The 17,421-nt window shown below is 59.5% G+C and carries 15 protein-coding genes; 7 read left to right on the top strand and 8 right to left on the bottom strand.

Going from position 1 to position 17,421, the window contains the following annotated elements:
• Positions 1 to 107: 107 nt before the first annotated feature.
• Entirely contained in the window at positions 108 to 1,637 is a 1,530-nt protein-coding gene (gene gpmI / locus KGB29_RS19655) for a 2,3-bisphosphoglycerate-independent phosphoglycerate mutase (RefSeq protein WP_154861216.1), read from the bottom strand.
• Between the two features lie 153 nt (positions 1,638 to 1,790).
• Between gpmI and KGB29_RS19650 the strand changes: the two genes are divergently transcribed.
• The 3 genes from KGB29_RS19650 to secB are packed head-to-tail and all read left to right on the top strand — an operon-like array spanning position 1,791 to position 3,002.
• Positions 1,791 to 2,204 carry a rhodanese-like domain-containing protein gene (locus KGB29_RS19650; RefSeq protein ID WP_008047735.1) on the top strand — a complete coding sequence of 138 codons (414 nt, stop codon included), beginning with the start codon at positions 1,791 to 1,793 and terminating at the stop codon, positions 2,202 to 2,204.
• A gap of 1 nt (position 2,205) precedes the next feature.
• Entirely contained in the window at positions 2,206 to 2,460 is a 255-nt protein-coding gene (gene grxC / locus KGB29_RS19645; protein WP_154910705.1) for a glutaredoxin 3, read from the top strand.
• Positions 2,461 to 2,516: 56 nt separating this feature from the next.
• On the top strand, positions 2,517 to 3,002 hold the full coding sequence (secB, locus tag KGB29_RS19640) for a protein-export chaperone SecB (RefSeq protein ID WP_008047739.1): 486 nt from the start codon (positions 2,517 to 2,519) through the stop codon (positions 3,000 to 3,002).
• Between the two features lie 132 nt (positions 3,003 to 3,134).
• Here the strand turns inward: secB and KGB29_RS19635 are convergent, their stop codons facing one another.
• Entirely contained in the window at positions 3,135 to 3,590 is a 456-nt protein-coding gene (locus KGB29_RS19635; RefSeq protein WP_223616474.1) for a tRNA (cytidine(34)-2'-O)-methyltransferase, read from the bottom strand.
• On the opposite strand from KGB29_RS19635, the gene KGB29_RS19630 reads away from it, so the two are divergent.
• Entirely contained in the window at positions 3,589 to 4,029 is a 441-nt protein-coding gene (locus KGB29_RS19630) for a hypothetical protein (RefSeq protein ID WP_150812000.1), read from the top strand. The two genes, KGB29_RS19635 and KGB29_RS19630, sit on opposite strands and share 2 nt — an antisense overlap.
• 610 nt (positions 4,030 to 4,639) lie before the next feature.
• On the opposite strand, the gene ntrC is transcribed toward KGB29_RS19630, so the two are convergent.
• The 5 genes from ntrC to glnA all read right to left on the bottom strand — a co-directional run bounded on the left by ntrC (position 4,640) and on the right by glnA (position 10,223).
• The gene (ntrC, locus tag KGB29_RS19625; RefSeq protein WP_150811998.1) at positions 4,640 to 6,076 is read right to left on the bottom strand and encodes a nitrogen regulation protein NR(I); all 1,437 of its coding nucleotides are present in this window, start codon (positions 6,074 to 6,076) and stop codon (positions 4,640 to 4,642) included.
• Positions 6,073 to 7,158 (bottom strand): nitrogen regulation protein NR(II), encoded by a 1,086-nt coding sequence (gene glnL / locus KGB29_RS19620; protein WP_057712404.1) that lies wholly within the window; start codon positions 7,156 to 7,158, stop codon positions 6,073 to 6,075. Before glnL ends, ntrC begins: the two co-directional genes overlap by 4 nt.
• A gap of 227 nt (positions 7,159 to 7,385) precedes the next feature.
• Positions 7,386 to 8,006, bottom strand: a complete 621-nt coding sequence (locus KGB29_RS19615; RefSeq protein WP_154910704.1) for a DUF4124 domain-containing protein — start codon at positions 8,004 to 8,006, stop codon at positions 7,386 to 7,388.
• Positions 8,003 to 8,518 carry a DUF4124 domain-containing protein gene (locus tag KGB29_RS19610; RefSeq protein ID WP_154910703.1) on the bottom strand — a complete coding sequence of 172 codons (516 nt, stop codon included), beginning with the start codon at positions 8,516 to 8,518 and terminating at the stop codon, positions 8,003 to 8,005. The genes KGB29_RS19615 and KGB29_RS19610 overlap by 4 nt, the downstream gene beginning before the upstream one ends.
• Before the next feature lie 298 nt (positions 8,519 to 8,816).
• On the bottom strand, positions 8,817 to 10,223 hold the full coding sequence (gene glnA / locus KGB29_RS19605) for a type I glutamate--ammonia ligase (RefSeq protein ID WP_008002929.1): 1,407 nt from the start codon (positions 10,221 to 10,223) through the stop codon (positions 8,817 to 8,819).
• Between the two features lie 328 nt (positions 10,224 to 10,551).
• Between glnA and thiI the strand changes: the two genes are divergently transcribed.
• The gene (thiI, locus tag KGB29_RS19600; protein ID WP_090452611.1) at positions 10,552 to 12,006 is read left to right on the top strand and encodes a tRNA uracil 4-sulfurtransferase ThiI; all 1,455 of its coding nucleotides are present in this window, start codon (positions 10,552 to 10,554) and stop codon (positions 12,004 to 12,006) included.
• 139 nt (positions 12,007 to 12,145) lie between these two features.
• Positions 12,146 to 13,966, top strand: a complete 1,821-nt coding sequence (typA, locus tag KGB29_RS19595; protein WP_057712399.1) for a translational GTPase TypA — start codon at positions 12,146 to 12,148, stop codon at positions 13,964 to 13,966.
• Between the two features lie 220 nt (positions 13,967 to 14,186).
• Here the strand turns inward: typA and KGB29_RS19590 are convergent, their stop codons facing one another.
• Positions 14,187 to 14,624, bottom strand: a complete 438-nt coding sequence (locus tag KGB29_RS19590) for a YkgJ family cysteine cluster protein (protein WP_150811994.1) — start codon at positions 14,622 to 14,624, stop codon at positions 14,187 to 14,189.
• 255 nt (positions 14,625 to 14,879) lie between these two features.
• Between KGB29_RS19590 and KGB29_RS19585 the strand changes: the two genes are divergently transcribed.
• Entirely contained in the window at positions 14,880 to 17,330 is a 2,451-nt protein-coding gene (locus KGB29_RS19585) for a glycogen/starch/alpha-glucan phosphorylase (protein WP_154910701.1), read from the top strand.
• The last annotated feature ends 91 nt before the right edge of the window (positions 17,331 to 17,421 follow it).

Genomic DNA, 17,421 nt, shown 5'->3' with positions numbered 1-17,421 from the left:
GGCTTGCTCGCGAAAGCGGTGTGTCAGGCGACGTTGATGTCGACTGAAACACCGCTTTCGCGAGCAAGCCCGCTCCCACAGGGTATTGAGGTGCTTGATAGGGCGGGTTACACCAGAATCGAAGTCCCGGTCATTTCCTTGGGCTGCTCAAGGCCCAGCAACTTCAGCATGGTCGGCGCCACGTCCGCCAGCACGCCGCCTTCGCGCACCTTCAGGTCGCGCTTGCCGACATAGATGAACGGTACCGGCTCGGTGGTGTGCGCAGTGTGCGCCTGGCCAGTGGTTTCATCGGACATTTGCTCGACGTTACCGTGGTCAGCCGTGATCAAGGCTTCGCCGCCGACTTTTTCCAGGGCATCGACGATGCGACCCACGCACCGGTCCAGGCATTCAACGGCCTTGACCGCCGCTTCGAACACGCCGCTGTGGCCAACCATGTCGCCGTTGGCGTAGTTGACCACGATCACGTCGTAACGCTGGTTTTCGATGGCGTCGACGATGCGGTCGGTGACTTCCGGTGCGCTCATTTCCGGCTGCAAGTCATAGGTGGCGACTTTCGGCGACGGAATCAGGATGCGTTCTTCGCCCGGGAACGGTTCTTCGCGGCCGCCGGAGAAGAAGAAGGTCACGTGGGCATATTTTTCGGTTTCGGCGATGCGCAGCTGGGTCTTGCCGTTTTTCGCCAGGTAATCGCCCAGTACGTTTTCCAGGCTGCCGGCCGCGAAAGCCGACGGCGCAGGAATGCTGGCGGCGTATTGGGTCAGCATGACGAAACCGGCCAGTTTCGGCTGGCGGGTGCGCTCGAACTCACTGAAGTTGTCTTCGACGAACACGCGGGTCAGCTCGCGGGCACGGTCGGCGCGGAAGTTCATGAACACCACGGCATCGCCGTCTTCGACTTTTACCGGCTCACCGATGGAGGTGGCCTTGACGAATTCGTCGCTCTCGCCACGCTCGTATGCCGCCTGCAGGCCTTCCTGGGCGGTGGCGGCGTTGAATTCGCCCTGGCCATCGACAATCAGGTTGTAGGCCTGGGACACTCGGTCCCAACGGTTGTCGCGGTCCATGGCGTAGTAGCGGCCGATGATGCTGGCGATCCGGCCTTTGCCCAGGGCCTGGAAGGTAGCGTCGAGCAGTTCGATCGACGACTGCGCGCTTTTCGGCGGAGTATCGCGGCCGTCGAGGAAAGCGTGCAGGTAGATGTTTTGAGCACCGCGCTTGAAGGCCAGTTCGGCCATGGCAACCAGGTGATCCTGGTGGCTGTGTACGCCGCCATCGGACAGCAGGCCCATGAAGTGCACGGCTTTTCCGGCGGCGACCGCTTTGTCCACGGCAGCGCAGATGGTCGGATTCTCGAAGAACTCGCCGTCGCGGATCGATTTGGTGACGCGAGTGAAGTCCTGATACACCACGCGGCCGGCGCCCAGGTTCATGTGGCCGACTTCGGAGTTGCCCATCTGGCCGTCCGGCAGGCCGACGTCCATGCCGCTGCCCGAGATCAGGCCGTTCGGCACGGTGGCCCACAGGCGGTCCAGTACGGGCTTCTTCGCGGCGAAGATAGCGTTGGATTCAGGGCTGTCACTGTGACCGAAGCCGTCGAGAATCATCAGGACCAAAGGTTTAGGCGTGGTAGTCATGGAATCCACTCGTGGCTGAGGTAAAAGGGGTAATGGAAAAAGGGAGTCGCAGTTTAAAGCGAAGTTCCGGCCGCGTCACCGCCGGACGGGGTTTGGCCCACCATAGTGGCTGTGTATACTGGCCGACATTTTAACGCCCTGGAACCTCCTTCGATGGTTGCTAACCTGATTCAATTCGCCACTAACCACTACATTCTCGTCGGTATCTTCGTCGTACTGCTGGCGTTGCTGATTGCCTATCAAATGCAGGGCGGCGGCCGTAGCCTGAGCACCGGCGAACTGACCGGGCTGGTCAACAAGGACGCAGGCGTAGTGATCGACATTCGTCCAACCAAGGATTTCGCCGCCGGTCACATTGTCGGCGCGCTGAACATCCCTCAGGACAAACTGACCGCTCGTGTAGGTGAGCTGGAAAAGCACAAGGCCAAGACCATCATCCTGGTCGATGCCATGGGCCAGACCGCCGGCACCCACGCCCGCGAATTGATGAAATCCGGCTTTACCGCCGCCAAGCTGTCCGGCGGTATCTCCAGCTGGAAAGCCGACAATCTGCCGTTGGTGAAGTGATATGAGTAGCGTCGTCGTCTATTCCAGCGATTACTGCCCTTACTGCTCGCGAGCCAAGTACCTGCTCGAGAACAAAGGTGTGGCCTTCGAAGAGATCAAGGTCGATGGCAAGCCGCAGGTTCGCGCTGCGATGGCCCAGAAGGCCGGGCGTACGTCCGTGCCGCAAATCTGGATCGGCAGCACCCATGTGGGCGGTTGTGATGATCTGTTCGCCCTGGACCGCGCCGGCAAGCTCGACGCGCTGCTCAAGGCCTGACGGCAATACCCCAAACAAGCAAACCTAAAAGAACCCTGGATCAAGAAGGATCTGCGATGACTGACCAACAGAACACTGCTGCGAACGAAGAAGAAACTGCACCGCAATTCTCCTTGCAGCGCATTTATGTGCGTGACCTGTCCTTCGAAGCTCCGAAAAGCCCGGCGATCTTCCGCCAGCAGTGGGAGCCGAGCGTCGGTCTGGATCTGAACACCCGTCAGAAGACGCTGGAAGCCGACTTCCACGAAGTCGTGCTGACCCTGTCGGTTACCGTGAAAAACGGTGACGAAGTGGCGTTCATCGCTGAAGTGCAACAGGCTGGGATCTTCCTGATCAAGAACCTGGATGACGCTTCGATGAGCCACACCCTGGGTGCGTTCTGCCCGAACATCCTGTTCCCGTACGCTCGCGAAACCCTGGATAGCCTGGTGACCCGCGGTTCGTTCCCGGCACTGATGCTGGCTCCGGTGAACTTCGATGCGCTGTATGCGCAAGAGCTGCAACGCATGCAGGCTGCTGGCGAGACTCCGACCGTTCAGTAAGCCTTTCTGAGCGTCGAAGCAAGTCCAATGTGGGAGCGGGCTTGCTCGCGAAAGCGGTTTTTCAGTCAACATTCATGTTGAAGCTGATGACCCCTTCGCGAGCAAGCCCGCTCCCACATTTGCTATGCGGTGTTATTTGAAGTCGTTCTGACGCCAGGCTTCGTAAACGGCCACCGCCACGGTATTGGATAGATTCAGGCTGCGGCAGCCCTCGCGCATCGGCAGGCGCAGGCGTTGCTCGCCGGGCAGGGCATCCAGCACTTCGGCGGGCAAGCCACGGCTTTCCGGGCCGAACAGGAATGCGTCGCCCGGGGCGAAGCTGGCATCGTGGAACGGCCGCGAACCCTTGGTGGTGAAGGCGAACAGTCGTGGATGGCCGAGGCTCTCCAGGCAGCTGGCAAGGTCCGCGTGGCGTTGCAGGGTGGCATACTCGTGGTAATCGAGGCCGGCCCGGCGCAGGCGCTTGTCGTCCATCTCGAAGCCCAGCGGTTCGATCAAATGCAGGTGGCAGCCACTGTTGACGCACAGCCTGATAACGTTGCCGGTATTCGGCGGAATTTCTGGTTGGAAAAGGATGACGTGAAACATGCACGGCTCCGAAGGCAAAGATGACGCGCATTCTACGCCGCCAGAAGGCGTGCGTTCGAAACTATTCCTGCGGGTAATGGGCTCGCTGGCGATTGTCGGGGTGATGGTCGGGATGATGATCGGTCGCCTGACCACGCCAGACCCCAGTCAGTTGCAGCAGGTGGAAGTGACGAACGACGGGCTGGTGGTGTGGTTCAACAATGAACCCAAGACCCACGGCGAAATTGTAGACGGCAGTGTCGCGCTGCTGTTTGGCGCCGAGGGCCAGGCGCAGAAAGGTCAGCTCAAGCTCGGCGGCAAGGACGTGAACTGGCGGGTACGTTTGAGCGATGGGGGGTTGTTGCTGACACTGGTAGCGGCCCGGCCCCTGCGGGGCGAATGGACCGGTAGCGAGGTTGATGACCGCTGGCGACTGGAGATCCATCTCCGGGAGCAATAAAAGAGGGAATCCCCGGCCTGCCTGTACCAAGGTTCCCGAAACGGGAGGCTCGTCGCGAGTGCGGTGTGAGCCTGGTGTAAAGAAGGAACCCCTGACCTGCCTGTATCAAGGGCCCCAAAACGGCTGGGCTCGTCGCGGGTGCGGTGTGAGCCCGATGTAAAGAGGGGAATCCCCGGCCTGCCTGTACCAAGGTCCCCGAAACCGGGTAGGTGAACTGATTCACTTGAAAGGGTTGTTGCAGGGGGCGTGCCAGGTTTTAACAACTTGGAACAAAAAATCGCTTTGAAGCGTTGAAGGCCCCGAGATCCGGGGCTTTTGTGTTTTTGGGTGGCGGGTAGTATCGGGTTTTATGGCGAGGTTTCAGGACAGTGGTTGTGCGCGATTGCGGTTCACGGTGCATTCAGTCGGTGCATTGATGGCTCTAAAAGCATCGCGAGCAAGCTCGCTCCCACAGGGTTCGATGGTGTCTGCACGATCGTGAAAACACCGAAAATCCACTGTGGGAGCGGGCTTGCTCGCGAAAGCGGTGTATCAGTCAAAATTGAAGTCGACTGACACATCGCATTCGCGAGCAAGCCCGCTCCCACAGGATCGTGTGCTCAGTGATTACTTAGCCCTCATCCCCCTCATCTTCATCCCCGCCATCAACCTTCATCCCCAATTCCTTGATCTTGCGAGTCAGGGTGTTGCGTCCCCAACCCAGCAAGACGGCGGCATCGCGGCGGCGACCGGCGGTGTGCTTGAGGGCGGTCTCGATCATGATCCGCTCGAAGGCCGGTACGGCGCTGTCGAGCAGGCTTGACTGACCACGGGCCAGCGCCTGGTCGGCCCACTGGCGCAGGGCCTGCTCCCAGTTGGTCACGGGTGCCGAGTCCTGAGGCAGGCTCAGCAGCTCCGGCGGCAGGTCGCCGATGTGCACTTCGCGACCCGAAGCCATCACCGTGATCCAGCGGCAGGTGTTCTCCAGCTGACGCACGTTGCCGGGCCACGGCAAGTTCTTCAGGTATTCCTCGGTTTCGCTTTTCAGCAGCTTCGGCTCGACTGCCAGTTCCTGGGCAGCGCGGCCGAGGAAGTGCTTGGCCAGGGTCGGGATATCTTCGCGGCGATCCGACAGGCGCGGGATATGGATGCGGATCACGTTGAGGCGATGGAACAAGTCCTCACGGAATTTCCCGGCATGCACCAGGGTTTCCAGATTCTGGTGAGTCGCGGCGATGATGCGCACATCGACCTTCACCGGCACGTGACCGCCGACGCGGTAGAACTCGCCGTCGGCCAGTACCCGTAGCAAGCGGGTCTGGGTGTCAGCGGGCATGTCACCGATTTCGTCGAGGAACAGCGTACCGCCGTCGGCTTGCTCGAAACGCCCGCGACGCAGGTTGGCCGCGCCCGTGAACGCGCCTTTCTCGTGGCCGAACAGTTCGGATTCCATCAGGTCTTTGGGGATCGCCGCCATGTTCAGCGCAATGAACGGCGAAGCGGCGCGCGGGCTGTGGCGATGCAGCGCGTGGGCCACCAGTTCTTTACCGGTACCCGATTCACCATTGATCAGCACGGTGATGTTGGAGTGGCTCAAGCGTCCGATGGCGCGAAACACTTCCTGCATCGCCGGCGCTTCGCCGATGATTTCCGGGGTGCGGGTCAGGGTCGGGGCAACTTCCAGGCCTTGTTGTTCCTGAGCGTGCTGGTTGGCGCGCTTGACCAGGGAAACCGCCTCGTCGACATCGAACGGCTTGGGCAGGTACTCGAAGGCGCCGCCCTGATAGGACGCGACAGCGCTGTCCAGATCGGAGTGCGCGGTCATGATGATCACTGGCAGCCGTGGGTGCTGTTCGCGAATCCGCGCCAGAAGCTCCAGACCGCTGGCGCCGGGCATGCGGATGTCGGAAATGATCACGTCCGGCTGCTGGCGCGCCAGACGGCTCATCACGCCATCGGCGCTGTCGAAGCTTTGCGTGGTCATGCCTTCCTGTTGCAAGGCTTTTTCCAGGACCCAACGGATAGAACGGTCGTCATCGACGATCCACACGGTTTCACTACGGCTCATGTCGATGTGGCTCCTTGTTCCAGTGGCAGAAAGATCGAGAAGGTGGTGTGGCCGGGGTGGCTGTCACACTCGATCAGGCCCTGGTGCTGGCTGATGATGTTCTGGGTAATGGCCAGGCCCAGCCCGGTACCGTCCGGACGACCGCTGACCATGGGGAAGAAAATGGTTTCCTGAAGTTCTGCCGGGATGCCCGGACCGTTGTCTATGATTTCGATCTTGGTCACCAGGCGATGGCGCACGTGGCCGATGGTGAACTGGCGCATGGCGCGGGTGCGCAAGCTGATGCGACCCAGGCGCAGTTCGTTCTGGCTGCTGATGGCCTGCATCGCATTGCGCACGATGTTCAGCACGGCCTGAATCATTTGTTCGCGATCGATCAGGACGTCGGGGATGCTTGGATCGTAGTCGCGCACCAAGGTGATGCAGCCCTGGCTTTCAGCCTCCACCAGATGGCAGACACGCTCAAGCACTTCATGGACATTGCACATGGCCAGCGACGGCAGTTTGTTGGAGCCGAGCATGCGATCCACCAGATTACGCAGGCGGTCGGCTTCTTCGATGATGACGTTGGTGTAGTCGCGCAGGCTCTCTTCCGGCAGTTCCCGGGCCAGCAATTGTGCCGCGCCGCGAATCCCGCCCAAGGGGTTCTTGATTTCATGGGCAAGGCCGCGCACCAGCATCTTGCTGGTTTCCTGTTTCGACAGCTGTGCTTCTTCCTTGGTGATCCGCAGCAGGCGGTCACGGGGGTGGACTTCGAGCAGCAGCATCGTGTCGCCGTTGCTCAGAATCGGTGTTACCGCGTAGTCGACGGTCAGGGTCTGGCCGGTGAGGGCGGTGAGCATGGCTTCGCGCTTGGTGAACGGGTGCGCCTGTTCGACGGCCTGGCGCAACGAGTTCAGCGCTTCGGTCGATTCGGTAAACAACTCACTGATGAACTGCCCATGGCTGCGCTGACCGCTGATGGCCAGCAGCATCTCCGCCGCCGGGTTCATGTACTCGAGGCGCAGTTCGGCGTCGAGCAGGATGGTGGCAGTGGTGAGGTTGTCGAGTAGCAAACGGTGGAGTGCGTCGCTAATGGTCATCGGGACCTCTTTTAGGGCAGAGCGTGCGTAAAAAAATGCAGATACGGGCAAAATGCAAAAACCAAACCAAGGCTCCGAAAAGAAGCGTTCAGCGCCTGAAACAGGCGTTTGACGCTCGTTTACGTGGCGTTCTGCCAGCTATTGCGGGTACTTTCGAACCAAAATGGGTTGGAGCGTGAGTACGGCGCAAACAATTGCACCAATATAGTGCGTAAGCCTGGACGAGGTTAAAAAAGTCTCAAGAAAGGATTTTTTTCTTCGCCTGGTCTGTCGCTGAGCGGGCATTCCGGCCGCTGGCCGTAGTCTTCGAGAGTGCAGGGTTTGATCCTGCGCTTCTGGGCGAGAGACGTGCGCTGCATGTGGAAAGGTTGGTTGGCGGTGCGTTCGACGATGCGCCCCTGTTCGTCGAGGATTTCCACGGACAGGGTATGGCTGCCGCGATCGATGTTGCTCAGCGGGAACACCGGGCTCAGGCCGGGTTCGGCGGTGGGCTGGCCGTCGAGCAGCAACCGGTAGTGGTGACCGGGTTGCAGGGCCGGTTCGTTGGTGGCGCTGACAATGACTTCGCCAGTGTTGCTGCGGATGGTTGCGTCGGGTTCCGGGATCAGGATACGCAGCACCTCATAGTGGAACAGCGCCTGTACTTCAGGACTGCTCTCGGCGATCAACGGTGCTGTGCTGGTGGGGTTGGCCGCTATTCGATTGCTCCTTGTCAGCGGTACACGCCGGGCGTCGCCGGGTTTGGGCTGGTCGGTGAAAACCCGGTTGCCCTGAGCATCGACATACATGAAGACCTCTGCCGAGGCGGGCTGGGCGAACAGGCAGGCGATCAGTAGCCAGGCCTTCAAGGTTTGTGCACCCGCTGTACGGTGAATGTCACCGCAGGGCTCTGCTGCACAACGTTTTCGCCATCGATCACTTGCACGGCGAGGCGGTGTTCGCCGCGATCGATGTTCACCAGTTGCAGGGTCGGCACGTTGCCTGGCTGGCCGTAGGGCTGGCTGTCCAGCAGCAGGCGCAACAGGTGGGGGCCTTGCAGGCGGGGCTTGATCAGTACTGTTACGGTGAACGTGCCGTTGTTGGCGCGCAGGGCTTCGGTGCTGGGCAGGCCTGTCAGCTCCAGCACTTCATAGGTTTTGTGAGGCTGTTCATTGTGAGCGGCTTCAGCAGCAGGCGCGGCTTCGCCGGAAGGCTGGCGTTCGACGCTGTTGAGGGGCGGCAAGTCGACCGGTTGGGCGCTGATGCCATCAGGCGGTTGATTGCTGTACGCGGTGGCGCCGTTGGCGTCCGTGTACTTGTAGATCTGCGCCGTGGCGGGCAGAACAACCAGCAGCAGGATGAAGAGAAAACCACGACCCATGGAATCGACCGGAAACGAAAGCGTTGGGTTGCAGCATAGGCCAGGCTGGGTGGTTATCCCAAGCTACGACACATTCGGGCATGGTTTGCGAAGGAAGTCCGGCAACCCAGATCCCCTGTGGGAGCGGGCTTGCTCGCGAAGGCGCCAGTACATTCAAGATCTATGTGTCAGACAGATTGCTTTCGCGAGCAAGCCCGCTCCCACAGGGTACTTTGTCGGCCATTGAATCGCAGGCAATAAAAAAGGCCTCCCGAAGGAGGCCTCTTTTTGTCACGCCGCGTGCCGCGACGCTACCGGATCAGCAGCTGTAGTACAGCTCGTATTCCAGTGGGTGTACGAAGGTACGTACCTTGATTTCTTCTTCGCTTTTCAGGGCGATGTAAGCGTCGATGAAGTCGTCGCTGAAAACGCCGCCTTTGGTCAGGAACGCACGACCTTTGTCCAGCTCTTCCAGGGCTTCTTTCAGGCTGCCGCAAACTTGTGGGATCTCTTTGGCCTCTTCAGGCGGCAGGTCGTACAGGTTTTTGTCAGCGGCGTCGCCAGGGTGGATCTTGTTCTGGATGCCGTCCAGGCCAGCCATCAACAGTGCGGCGAAGCACAGGTACGGGTTGGCAGCCGGATCCGGGAAGCGTGCTTCGATACGACGGGCTTTCGGGCTCGACACGTAAGGAATACGGATCGAAGCGGAACGGTTGCGAGCCGAGTAGGCCAGCATCACTGGAGCTTCGAAGCCTGGAACCAGACGCTTGTAGGAGTTGGTCGCCGGGTTGGTGAAGCCGTTCAGGGCCTTACCGTGCTTGATGATGCCGCCGATGAAGTACAGGGCGGTGTCGGACAGGCCGGCATAGCCTTCGCCAGCGAAGGTGTTCTTGCCATCTTTCCAGATGGACATGTGTACGTGCATACCCGAGCCGTTGTCGCCGTACAGAGGCTTAGGCATGAAGGTCGCGGTGCGGCCGTAGGCATCGGCAACGTTGTGCACGACGTACTTCAGGGTTTGGGTTTCGTCGGCTTTCTTCACCAGGGTGTTGAACTTGACGCCGATTTCGTTCTGGCCGGCAGTCGCCACTTCGTGGTGGTGAACTTCGACGGTCAGGCCCATTTCTTCCAGTGCGTTGCACATGGAGGTACGGATTTCGTGGTCGTGGTCGAACGGCGGAACCGGGAAGTAGCCGCCTTTGACGCCTGGACGGTGGCCTTTGTTGCCGCCTTCGATGTCCTGGTCGGACATCCACGAACCTTGTTCGGAGTAGATCTTGAACATGGAGCCGGAAATGTCGGACTTGAACTTCACCTGGTCAAAGATGAAGAACTCTGGCTCCGGACCTGCGTATACGGTGTCACCGATAGCGGTGGCTTTCAGGTGCTCTTCGGCGCGCTTGGCGATCGCACGTGGGTCGCGGTCGTAGCCTTGCATGCTCGAAGGCTCGATGATGTCGCAGACCAGGATCAGGGTCGGCTCTTCGGTGAACGGATCCAGAACAGCGGTGGAGTCGTCCGGCATCAGGATCATGTCGGAGGCTTCGATGCCTTTCCAGCCGGCGATGGAGGAGCCGTCGAACATTTTGCCGACTTCGAAGAAGTCGTCATCCAGCGCATCGCGAGCCGGCATGGTCACGTGGTGCTGAGTGCCTTTGGTGTCCGTGAAGCGCAGATCAATCCACTTGACGTCATGATCTTTGATGAGTTGAACCGACTTCGACATAGTGTCCTCCGGGTGTATTAGGGCTGGTAGTGGATGCCCTTAAATGTTTGTGATGCCGGCGCGAATACTCTGCCAAGGCAACCTGCCTCACAAGGGAGCAAATTGCATGCCAGTGCCCCAGCATGGATTTTTTGCCCCAAAATCACGCTTGAGAGGGCGTTTTGCCCTTTAAAGCAGAAAAGCTCGCCCTGTTATGTGGCGTCATATCCAATAAATGACCTGTTTTGGTGCGCGAGAAACCTTCTGCACATTAACTGGTTAAACCTTGAGCAATTTCCGCTATAATCCGCGCCCCCCTTTTTCGGCAGGCCATGCGCGCGCTGTTTCCATGAAATTAATCGTAAAAGTCTTCCCCGAGATCACCATCAAGAGTCGACCTGTCCGGACGAAATTTATCCGCCAGTTGGCCAAAAACATCCGCGCCGTGCTCCGTGATCTGGACCCGGTCGTGGTGGTGAACGGCGTGTGGGACAATCTCGAGCTGGAAACCCGTGTTACCGACCCGAAAGCCTTGAAAGAGATGGGTGAGCGCCTGACCTGCATGCCGGGCATCGCGCACTTTCTGCAGATCGACGAGTACCCGCTGGGCGACTTCGACGACATCACCGAAAAGTGCAGGCAGCACTACGGCGATGCGCTGGCCGGGAAAATTTTCTCGGTGCGCTGCAAGCGTGCGGGCAAGCACACGTTCAGCTCGATGGACGTCGAAAAATACGTCGGCAGCAAGCTGCGTCGCGAGTGCGGCGCCGCCGGGATCGACCTGAAAGCGCCGGAAATCGAAGTCCGGATCGAAGTTCGCGACCAACGGTTGTTCGTGATCCACAGCCAGCACAACGGCATCGGCGGATATCCGCTGGGCGCGCTGGAGCAGACCCTGGTGCTGATGTCCGGTGGCTTCGACTCTACCGTAGCGGCCTACCAGATCATGCGCCGCGGCCTGATGGCGCATTTTTGCTTCTTCAATCTGGGCGGACGTGCCCACGAACTGGGCGTCATGGAAGTCGCGCATTTCATCTGGAAGAAGTACGGCAGCTCCCAGCGCGTGCTATTTGTCAGTGTGCCGTTCGAAGAAGTGCTGGGCGAAATTCTCGGCAAAGTCGATAACAGTCATATGGGCGTAGTATTGAAGCGTATGATGTTGCGCGCTTCCTCCCAAATTGCCGATCGACTGCACATCGACGCACTGGTCACCGGTGAGGCGATCTCCCAGGTGTCGAGCCAGACGCTGCCGAACCTGTCAGTGATCGACTGCGTGACCGAAAAGCTGGTACTGCGCCCGCTGATCGCCAGTCACAAGCAGGACATTATCGACACAGCAATCGAAATCGGCACCGCCGATTTCGCCCGGCACATGCCGGAATACTGCGGTGTCATCTCGGTCAATCCGAAGACCGCGGCCAAGCGCTATCGCGTCGAGCATGAAGAGAAAGAATTCGATATGGCGGTACTCGAGCGTGCGCTCGAAAACGCCAAGCTGGTGCCGATCGATCGCGTGATCGATGAACTGGGCCAGGACTTGCAGATTGAAGAAGTCAGCGAAGCGCTGGCCGGTCAGATCGTCATCGACATCCGTCACCCGGATGCCGCTGAAGACGACCCGCTGGACCTCGCTGGCATCGAGGTACAAACGATGCCGTTTTATGCAGTGAACGCTCGTTTCAAGGAACTGGACCCTACTCGCCAGTACCTGCTGTATTGCGACAAAGGCGTGATGAGTCGCCTGCATGCCCACCATTTGCTCAGTGAGGGGCATGCCAATGTGCGCGTTTATCGACCGAGCTAAGTGCCCGGGGCTGTTTGCCTGTGGCCTGCGTCACCGGCCCCCCGATGCCACCGTCAAGCTGTAACGGCTTTCACGGACGCTACTGTTAATCGCTGCCAAGACTTGTCAGCACACCGAATCCTCTGATCGAGATACACAAGTGATCGAAAATCTACGCAACATCGCCATCATTGCCCACGTTGACCATGGTAAGACCACCCTGGTAGACAAACTCCTGCGTCAATCCGGCACCCTGGAGCGCAACGAGCTCAACGACGAGCGCGTGATGGACTCCAACGACCAGGAGAAAGAGCGCGGTATTACCATTCTGGCGAAAAACACCGCCATCAACTGGAACGGCTACCACATCAACATCGTGGACACCCCGGGCCACGCCGACTTCGGCGGCGAAGTTGAACGCGTAATGTCGATGGTCGACTCCGTTCTGCTGCTGGTTGACGCTCAAGACGGCCCTATGCCGCAAACCCGTTTCGTGACCAAGAAGGCTTTCGAAGCCGGCCTGCGTCCGATCGTGTGCATCAACAAGGTTGACCGTCCAGGCGCGCGTCCGGACTGGGTTCTGGACCAGATCTTCGACCTGTTCGACAACCTGGGTGCCACCGAAGAACAGCTGGACTTCAAAGTCGTCTACGCCTCGGCCCTGAACGGTATTGCCGGTCTGGACCACACCGAAATGGCTGAAGACATGACCCCGCTGTACCAGTCGATCGTCGACAACGTACCGGCGCCGGCTGTTGACCGTGAAGGTCCGTTCCAGATGCAGATCTCCGCACTGGACTACAACAGCTTCCTGGGTGTTATCGGTGTTGGCCGTATCGCTCGTGGTCGCGTCAAGCCGAACACCCCGGTTGTGGCTATCGGTGCCGACGGCAAGAAGCGTAACGGTCGTATCCTGAAGCTGATGGGTCACCACGGTCTGCACCGCATCGACGTTGAAGAAGCTGCAGCAGGCGATATCGTGTGCATCAGCGGTATGGACTCGCTGTTCATCTCCGACACCCTGTGCCACCCGGACACGGTCGAAGCGATGAAGCCGCTGACCGTCGACGAGCCAACCGTTTCCATGACCTTCCAGGTAAACGACTCGCCATTCTGCGGTAAAGAAGGCAAGTTCGTGACTTCCCGTAACATCAAGGAACGTCTGGACAAAGAGCTGCTGTACAACGTTGCACTGCGCGTTGAAGAAGGCGACTCGGCTGACAAGTTCAAGGTTTCCGGCCGTGGCGAACTGCACCTCTCGGTACTGATCGAAACCATGCGTCGCGAAGGCTTCGAAATGGCTGTAGGCCGTCCGGAAGTGATCATCCGTCTGGTTGACGGCGTGAAGCACGAACCGTTCGAAAACGTCACCATCGACCTGCCGGAAGAATCCCAGGGCAAGGTGATGGAAGAGATGGGCCTGCGTAAAGGCGACCTGACCAACATGGTGCCGGATGGCAAGGGCCGTGTACGTCTGGAATACAACATCCCTGCTCGCGGTCTGATCGGTTTCCGTAACCAGTTCCTGACCCTGACCAACGGTGCTGGCATCCTGACCTCGATCTTCGACCGTTACGACGTGATGAAGTCCGGCGACATGTCCGGCCGTCAGAACGGCGTTCTGGTTTCGGTTGAAACCGGCAAGGCACTGACCTACTCCCTGGAAACCCTGCAGGCGCGTGGCAAGCTGTTCGTAGAACACGGTCAGGAAATCTACAACGGTCAGATCGTTGGTCTGAACAGCCGTGACAACGACCTGGGCGTTAACCCTACCAAGGGCAAGAAGCTCGACAACATGCGTGCTTCGGGTAAAGACGAAACCATCGCTCTGGTTCCACCTGTTCGCTTCACCCTGGAACAGGCTCTGGAATTCATCCAGGACGACGAGCTGTGTGAAGTAACTCCTAAGTCCATCCGTCTTCGCAAGAAGATCCTGGACGAAAGCGAGCGTACCCGCGCTGCCAAGAAAGCCAAGGCATAAGATTTAGCCCTGGCTGAACGAAAACGCCCCCGGTCGAGAGACCGGGGGCGTTTTTGTTTGTCTGGGGTTTATGCGGTGTTTGTGCTGGCCTCTTCGCGGGCAAGCCCGCTCCCACATTGGATCTTCAGTGAACACTTGATTTGTGTACATCAGAGATCCCCTGTGGGAGCGGGCTTGCTCGCGAAGGCGGCGGATCAACCGCCGCAGAAATCAGGAAATATCAGAACCGCTCAATCGACCGAGAATTCTGCACACGCTCCACTTCCTTGGGCTTGTACGCGCAATACCCCGGCCGCGGGCCGATTTTCGGGTGATTGCGGCAAGTATCCGGGCGCTTATCATAAATAGTGCACAGACGGCTCTTACGATCCAGGTACAGGCAATCGTTGTTGCTCATGCGCTGGAGGGTAAAGATTCCTGACTTCTGATTGAAGCGTTCGACCAAACCTTCCTTTTGCAGGCGCTTGGCGATGTTCTTCGGCGGATCACCCAGCTCGAACTCATCGACCACGCCGATGCGGATCAGATCCTTGATCTTGACCTCGACGGGCAGGGTGCAGCAGCTGGACATGCACGAGCCGCACATCGGGGCAGAGTACTTGGCCCAGGTATCGAGGCGGTCGATCTCTGCGGCAGCGATCAGGTTCGGCTTCATCATCGTTTGTTACCAGCGTGTGCATCAGGGCGCGCGATCATACCGGGACTGGTGGATTTTTGAACAACCTTTCGCCAGATTTTTTCACGGCCGGCCAATAAACCGCTAATCCGGCACGGCCCCTGCATTGAATCAGGTACACGACAATGTATTGCCGACCCGATTCGCCCTTACAGGAAAAACTGCCGAACCAGAGCCTCTACCGCCTGTCAGACCGTCTAGGCTCAGACAACTCCAAGCTCGCTCGAGGTCCTATCGATGACTCAAGAACCACTTGTTCGCGAAGCAGAGGTGGCCGCATTCCGCGACGCCGTCTTGACCAAACTCACTTATGCAGTGGGTAAAGACCCGGATCACGCCTTCGACCACGACTGGTTCGAAGCCATTGCCCTGGCCGCGCGGGATCACATGGTCGAGCACTGGATGGACCACACGCGGCAGATCTACCGCAAAGGTCAGAAGCGCGTCTATTACCTCTCCCTGGAATTTCTCATCGGTCGGCTGTTGTTCGACAGCCTGAGCAATCTCGGCCTGCTCGACGTGGCCCGCGAAGCCCTGACCGAACTCGGCGTCGACCTTGAGCGCATCCGCACGCTGGAGCCCGATGCGGCCCTGGGCAACGGCGGCCTCGGGCGTCTGGCGGCGTGTTTCCTGGAAAGCATGTCGACCCTCGGCATCGCCGGTCATGGCTACGGCATCCGCTATGAGCACGGGTTGTTCCGCCAGGCGATTGTCGATGGCTGGCAGCAGGAGCAGACCGAACACTGGCTGGATTTCGGCAACCCGTGGGAGTTCGAGCGGCCGGAAGTGGCTTACACCATCGGTTTCGGCGGCAGTGTCGAGACCCTGACCGACGACACCGGCAAATCCCGACAAGTCTGGTCCCCGGCGGAAACCGTGCGAGCGATTGCCTACGACACGCCGGTGGTCGGCTGGCGCGGGGCGAGCGTCAACACGCTGCGCCTGTGGCGTGCCCGGGCCATGGAAGATCTGCACCTGGAGCGTTTCAACGCCGGTGACCACCTGGGCGCCGTGGCCGAAGTGGCCAGGGCCGAAAGCATCTCCCGGGTGCTGTACCCGGCGGACAGCACCGAGGCCGGCCAGGAGTTGCGCCTGCGCCAGGAGTACTTCTTCGTCGCCGCCTCGTTGCAGGATCTGCTGCGCCGCCATCGCAACATGCACACCTCGGTGCTGACCCTGGGCGATCACGCCTCTATCCAGCTCAACGACACTCACCCCTCGATTGCCGTGGCTGAACTGATGCGGCAACTGGTCGACGTTTATGACGTGGCGTGGGACGCCGCGTGGCAGGTCACCGTCGATACGCTGTCCTACACCAACCACACATTGCTGCCCGAAGCGCTGGAAACCTGGCCGGTCGGCTTGATGGAACGCATGTTGCCGCGGCACATGCAGATCATTTACCTGATCAACGCCCACCACATCGACTCCCTGCGGGCCAAAGGCATTCACGACTTCGACGTACTGCGCGCGGTGTCGCTGATCGAGGAAGACAACGGTCGCCGGGTGCGCATGGGCAACCTGGCGTTTCTCGGGTCCCACAGCATCAACGGTGTGTCCGGGCTACATACGCAGCTGATGCGTCAAACGGTGTTCTCCGAACTGCACAAGCTCTACCCGGAGCGGATCAACAACAAAACCAACGGCATCACCTTCCGCCGCTGGTTGTATCAGGCCAACCCCGAGCTGACCTCGATGCTGGTCGATGCCCTTGGCCCCGAGGTGCTGGACAACCCGGAAGAGCGTTTGCTCGCCCTTGAACCGTTCGCCGAGAAAAGTGCATTCCGCAAGGCGTTTGCCGAGCAACGCCTGCACAGCAAGAAAGCCCTGGCGTACCTGATTCATGAGCGACTGGGCGTGGCGGTCAACCCGGCGGCGATGTTCGACGTGCAGGTCAAGCGAATCCACGAGTACAAACGCCAGTTGCTCAACCTGATGCACACCGTGGCGTTGTACCAGGCGATTCGCGCGGAGCCTGAAATCGACTGGGTGCCACGGGTGAAAATCTTCGCCGGCAAGGCGGCCGCGAGTTATCACCAGGCCAAGCTGATCATCAAGCTGACCAACGACATCGCCCGGGTGGTGAACAACGACCCGACCGTGCGCGGCTTGCTCAAAGTGGTGTTCCTGCCCAACTACAACGTCAGCCTGGCGGAGAGCATCATTCCGGCGGCGGATTTGTCCGAGCAGATCTCCACCGCCGGGTTCGAAGCGTCAGGCACCAGCAACATGAAATTCGGCCTGAACGGCGCGCTGACTATCGGCACCCTGGATGGGGCCAACGTGGAAATGAGCGAGCGCATCGGCACCGAGCACATGTTTATCTTTGGTCTCAGCGCGCAGCAGGTGGAGGCGCGCAAACAGAATCATGAGTTCAGCGCGGTGCCGGATATCGCCGCGTCCCATCGTCTGAACGATGTGCTGCAAGCGATTCGTGGTGGGGTGTTCTCGCCGGACGATCCGTCCCGTTACACCGGATTGATCGATTCGCTGGTGGACTACGATCGCTTCCTGGTCTGCGCCGACTTCGATTCCTACTGGCACGCCCAGATGCGCGTCGAAGCCCATTGGCACGATTCGAAGGAGTGGTGGCGCTCGGCGGTGTTGAACACGGCGCGGATGGGCTGGTTCTCGTCGGACCGGACCATTCGCGAGTACGCCACGGAAATCTGGAAGGCACTGGAGTAGTTTTCAGCCAGAACTGCGAGCAAGGCCCGGTTGTTGACGGGCTGGGTCGATATACTAGGCGCTGGATTACCGGGCGGCAGGGTTGATCAGA

The sequence above is a fragment of the Pseudomonas sp. BF-B-30 genome, assembly GCF_019956305.1.
GTDB classification, from domain to species: Bacteria; Pseudomonadota; Gammaproteobacteria; order Pseudomonadales; family Pseudomonadaceae; genus Aquipseudomonas; species Aquipseudomonas jessenii.
Note: the sequence above shows the minus strand (reverse complement) of the source record. Positions and strands in the feature narration are given on the sequence as shown.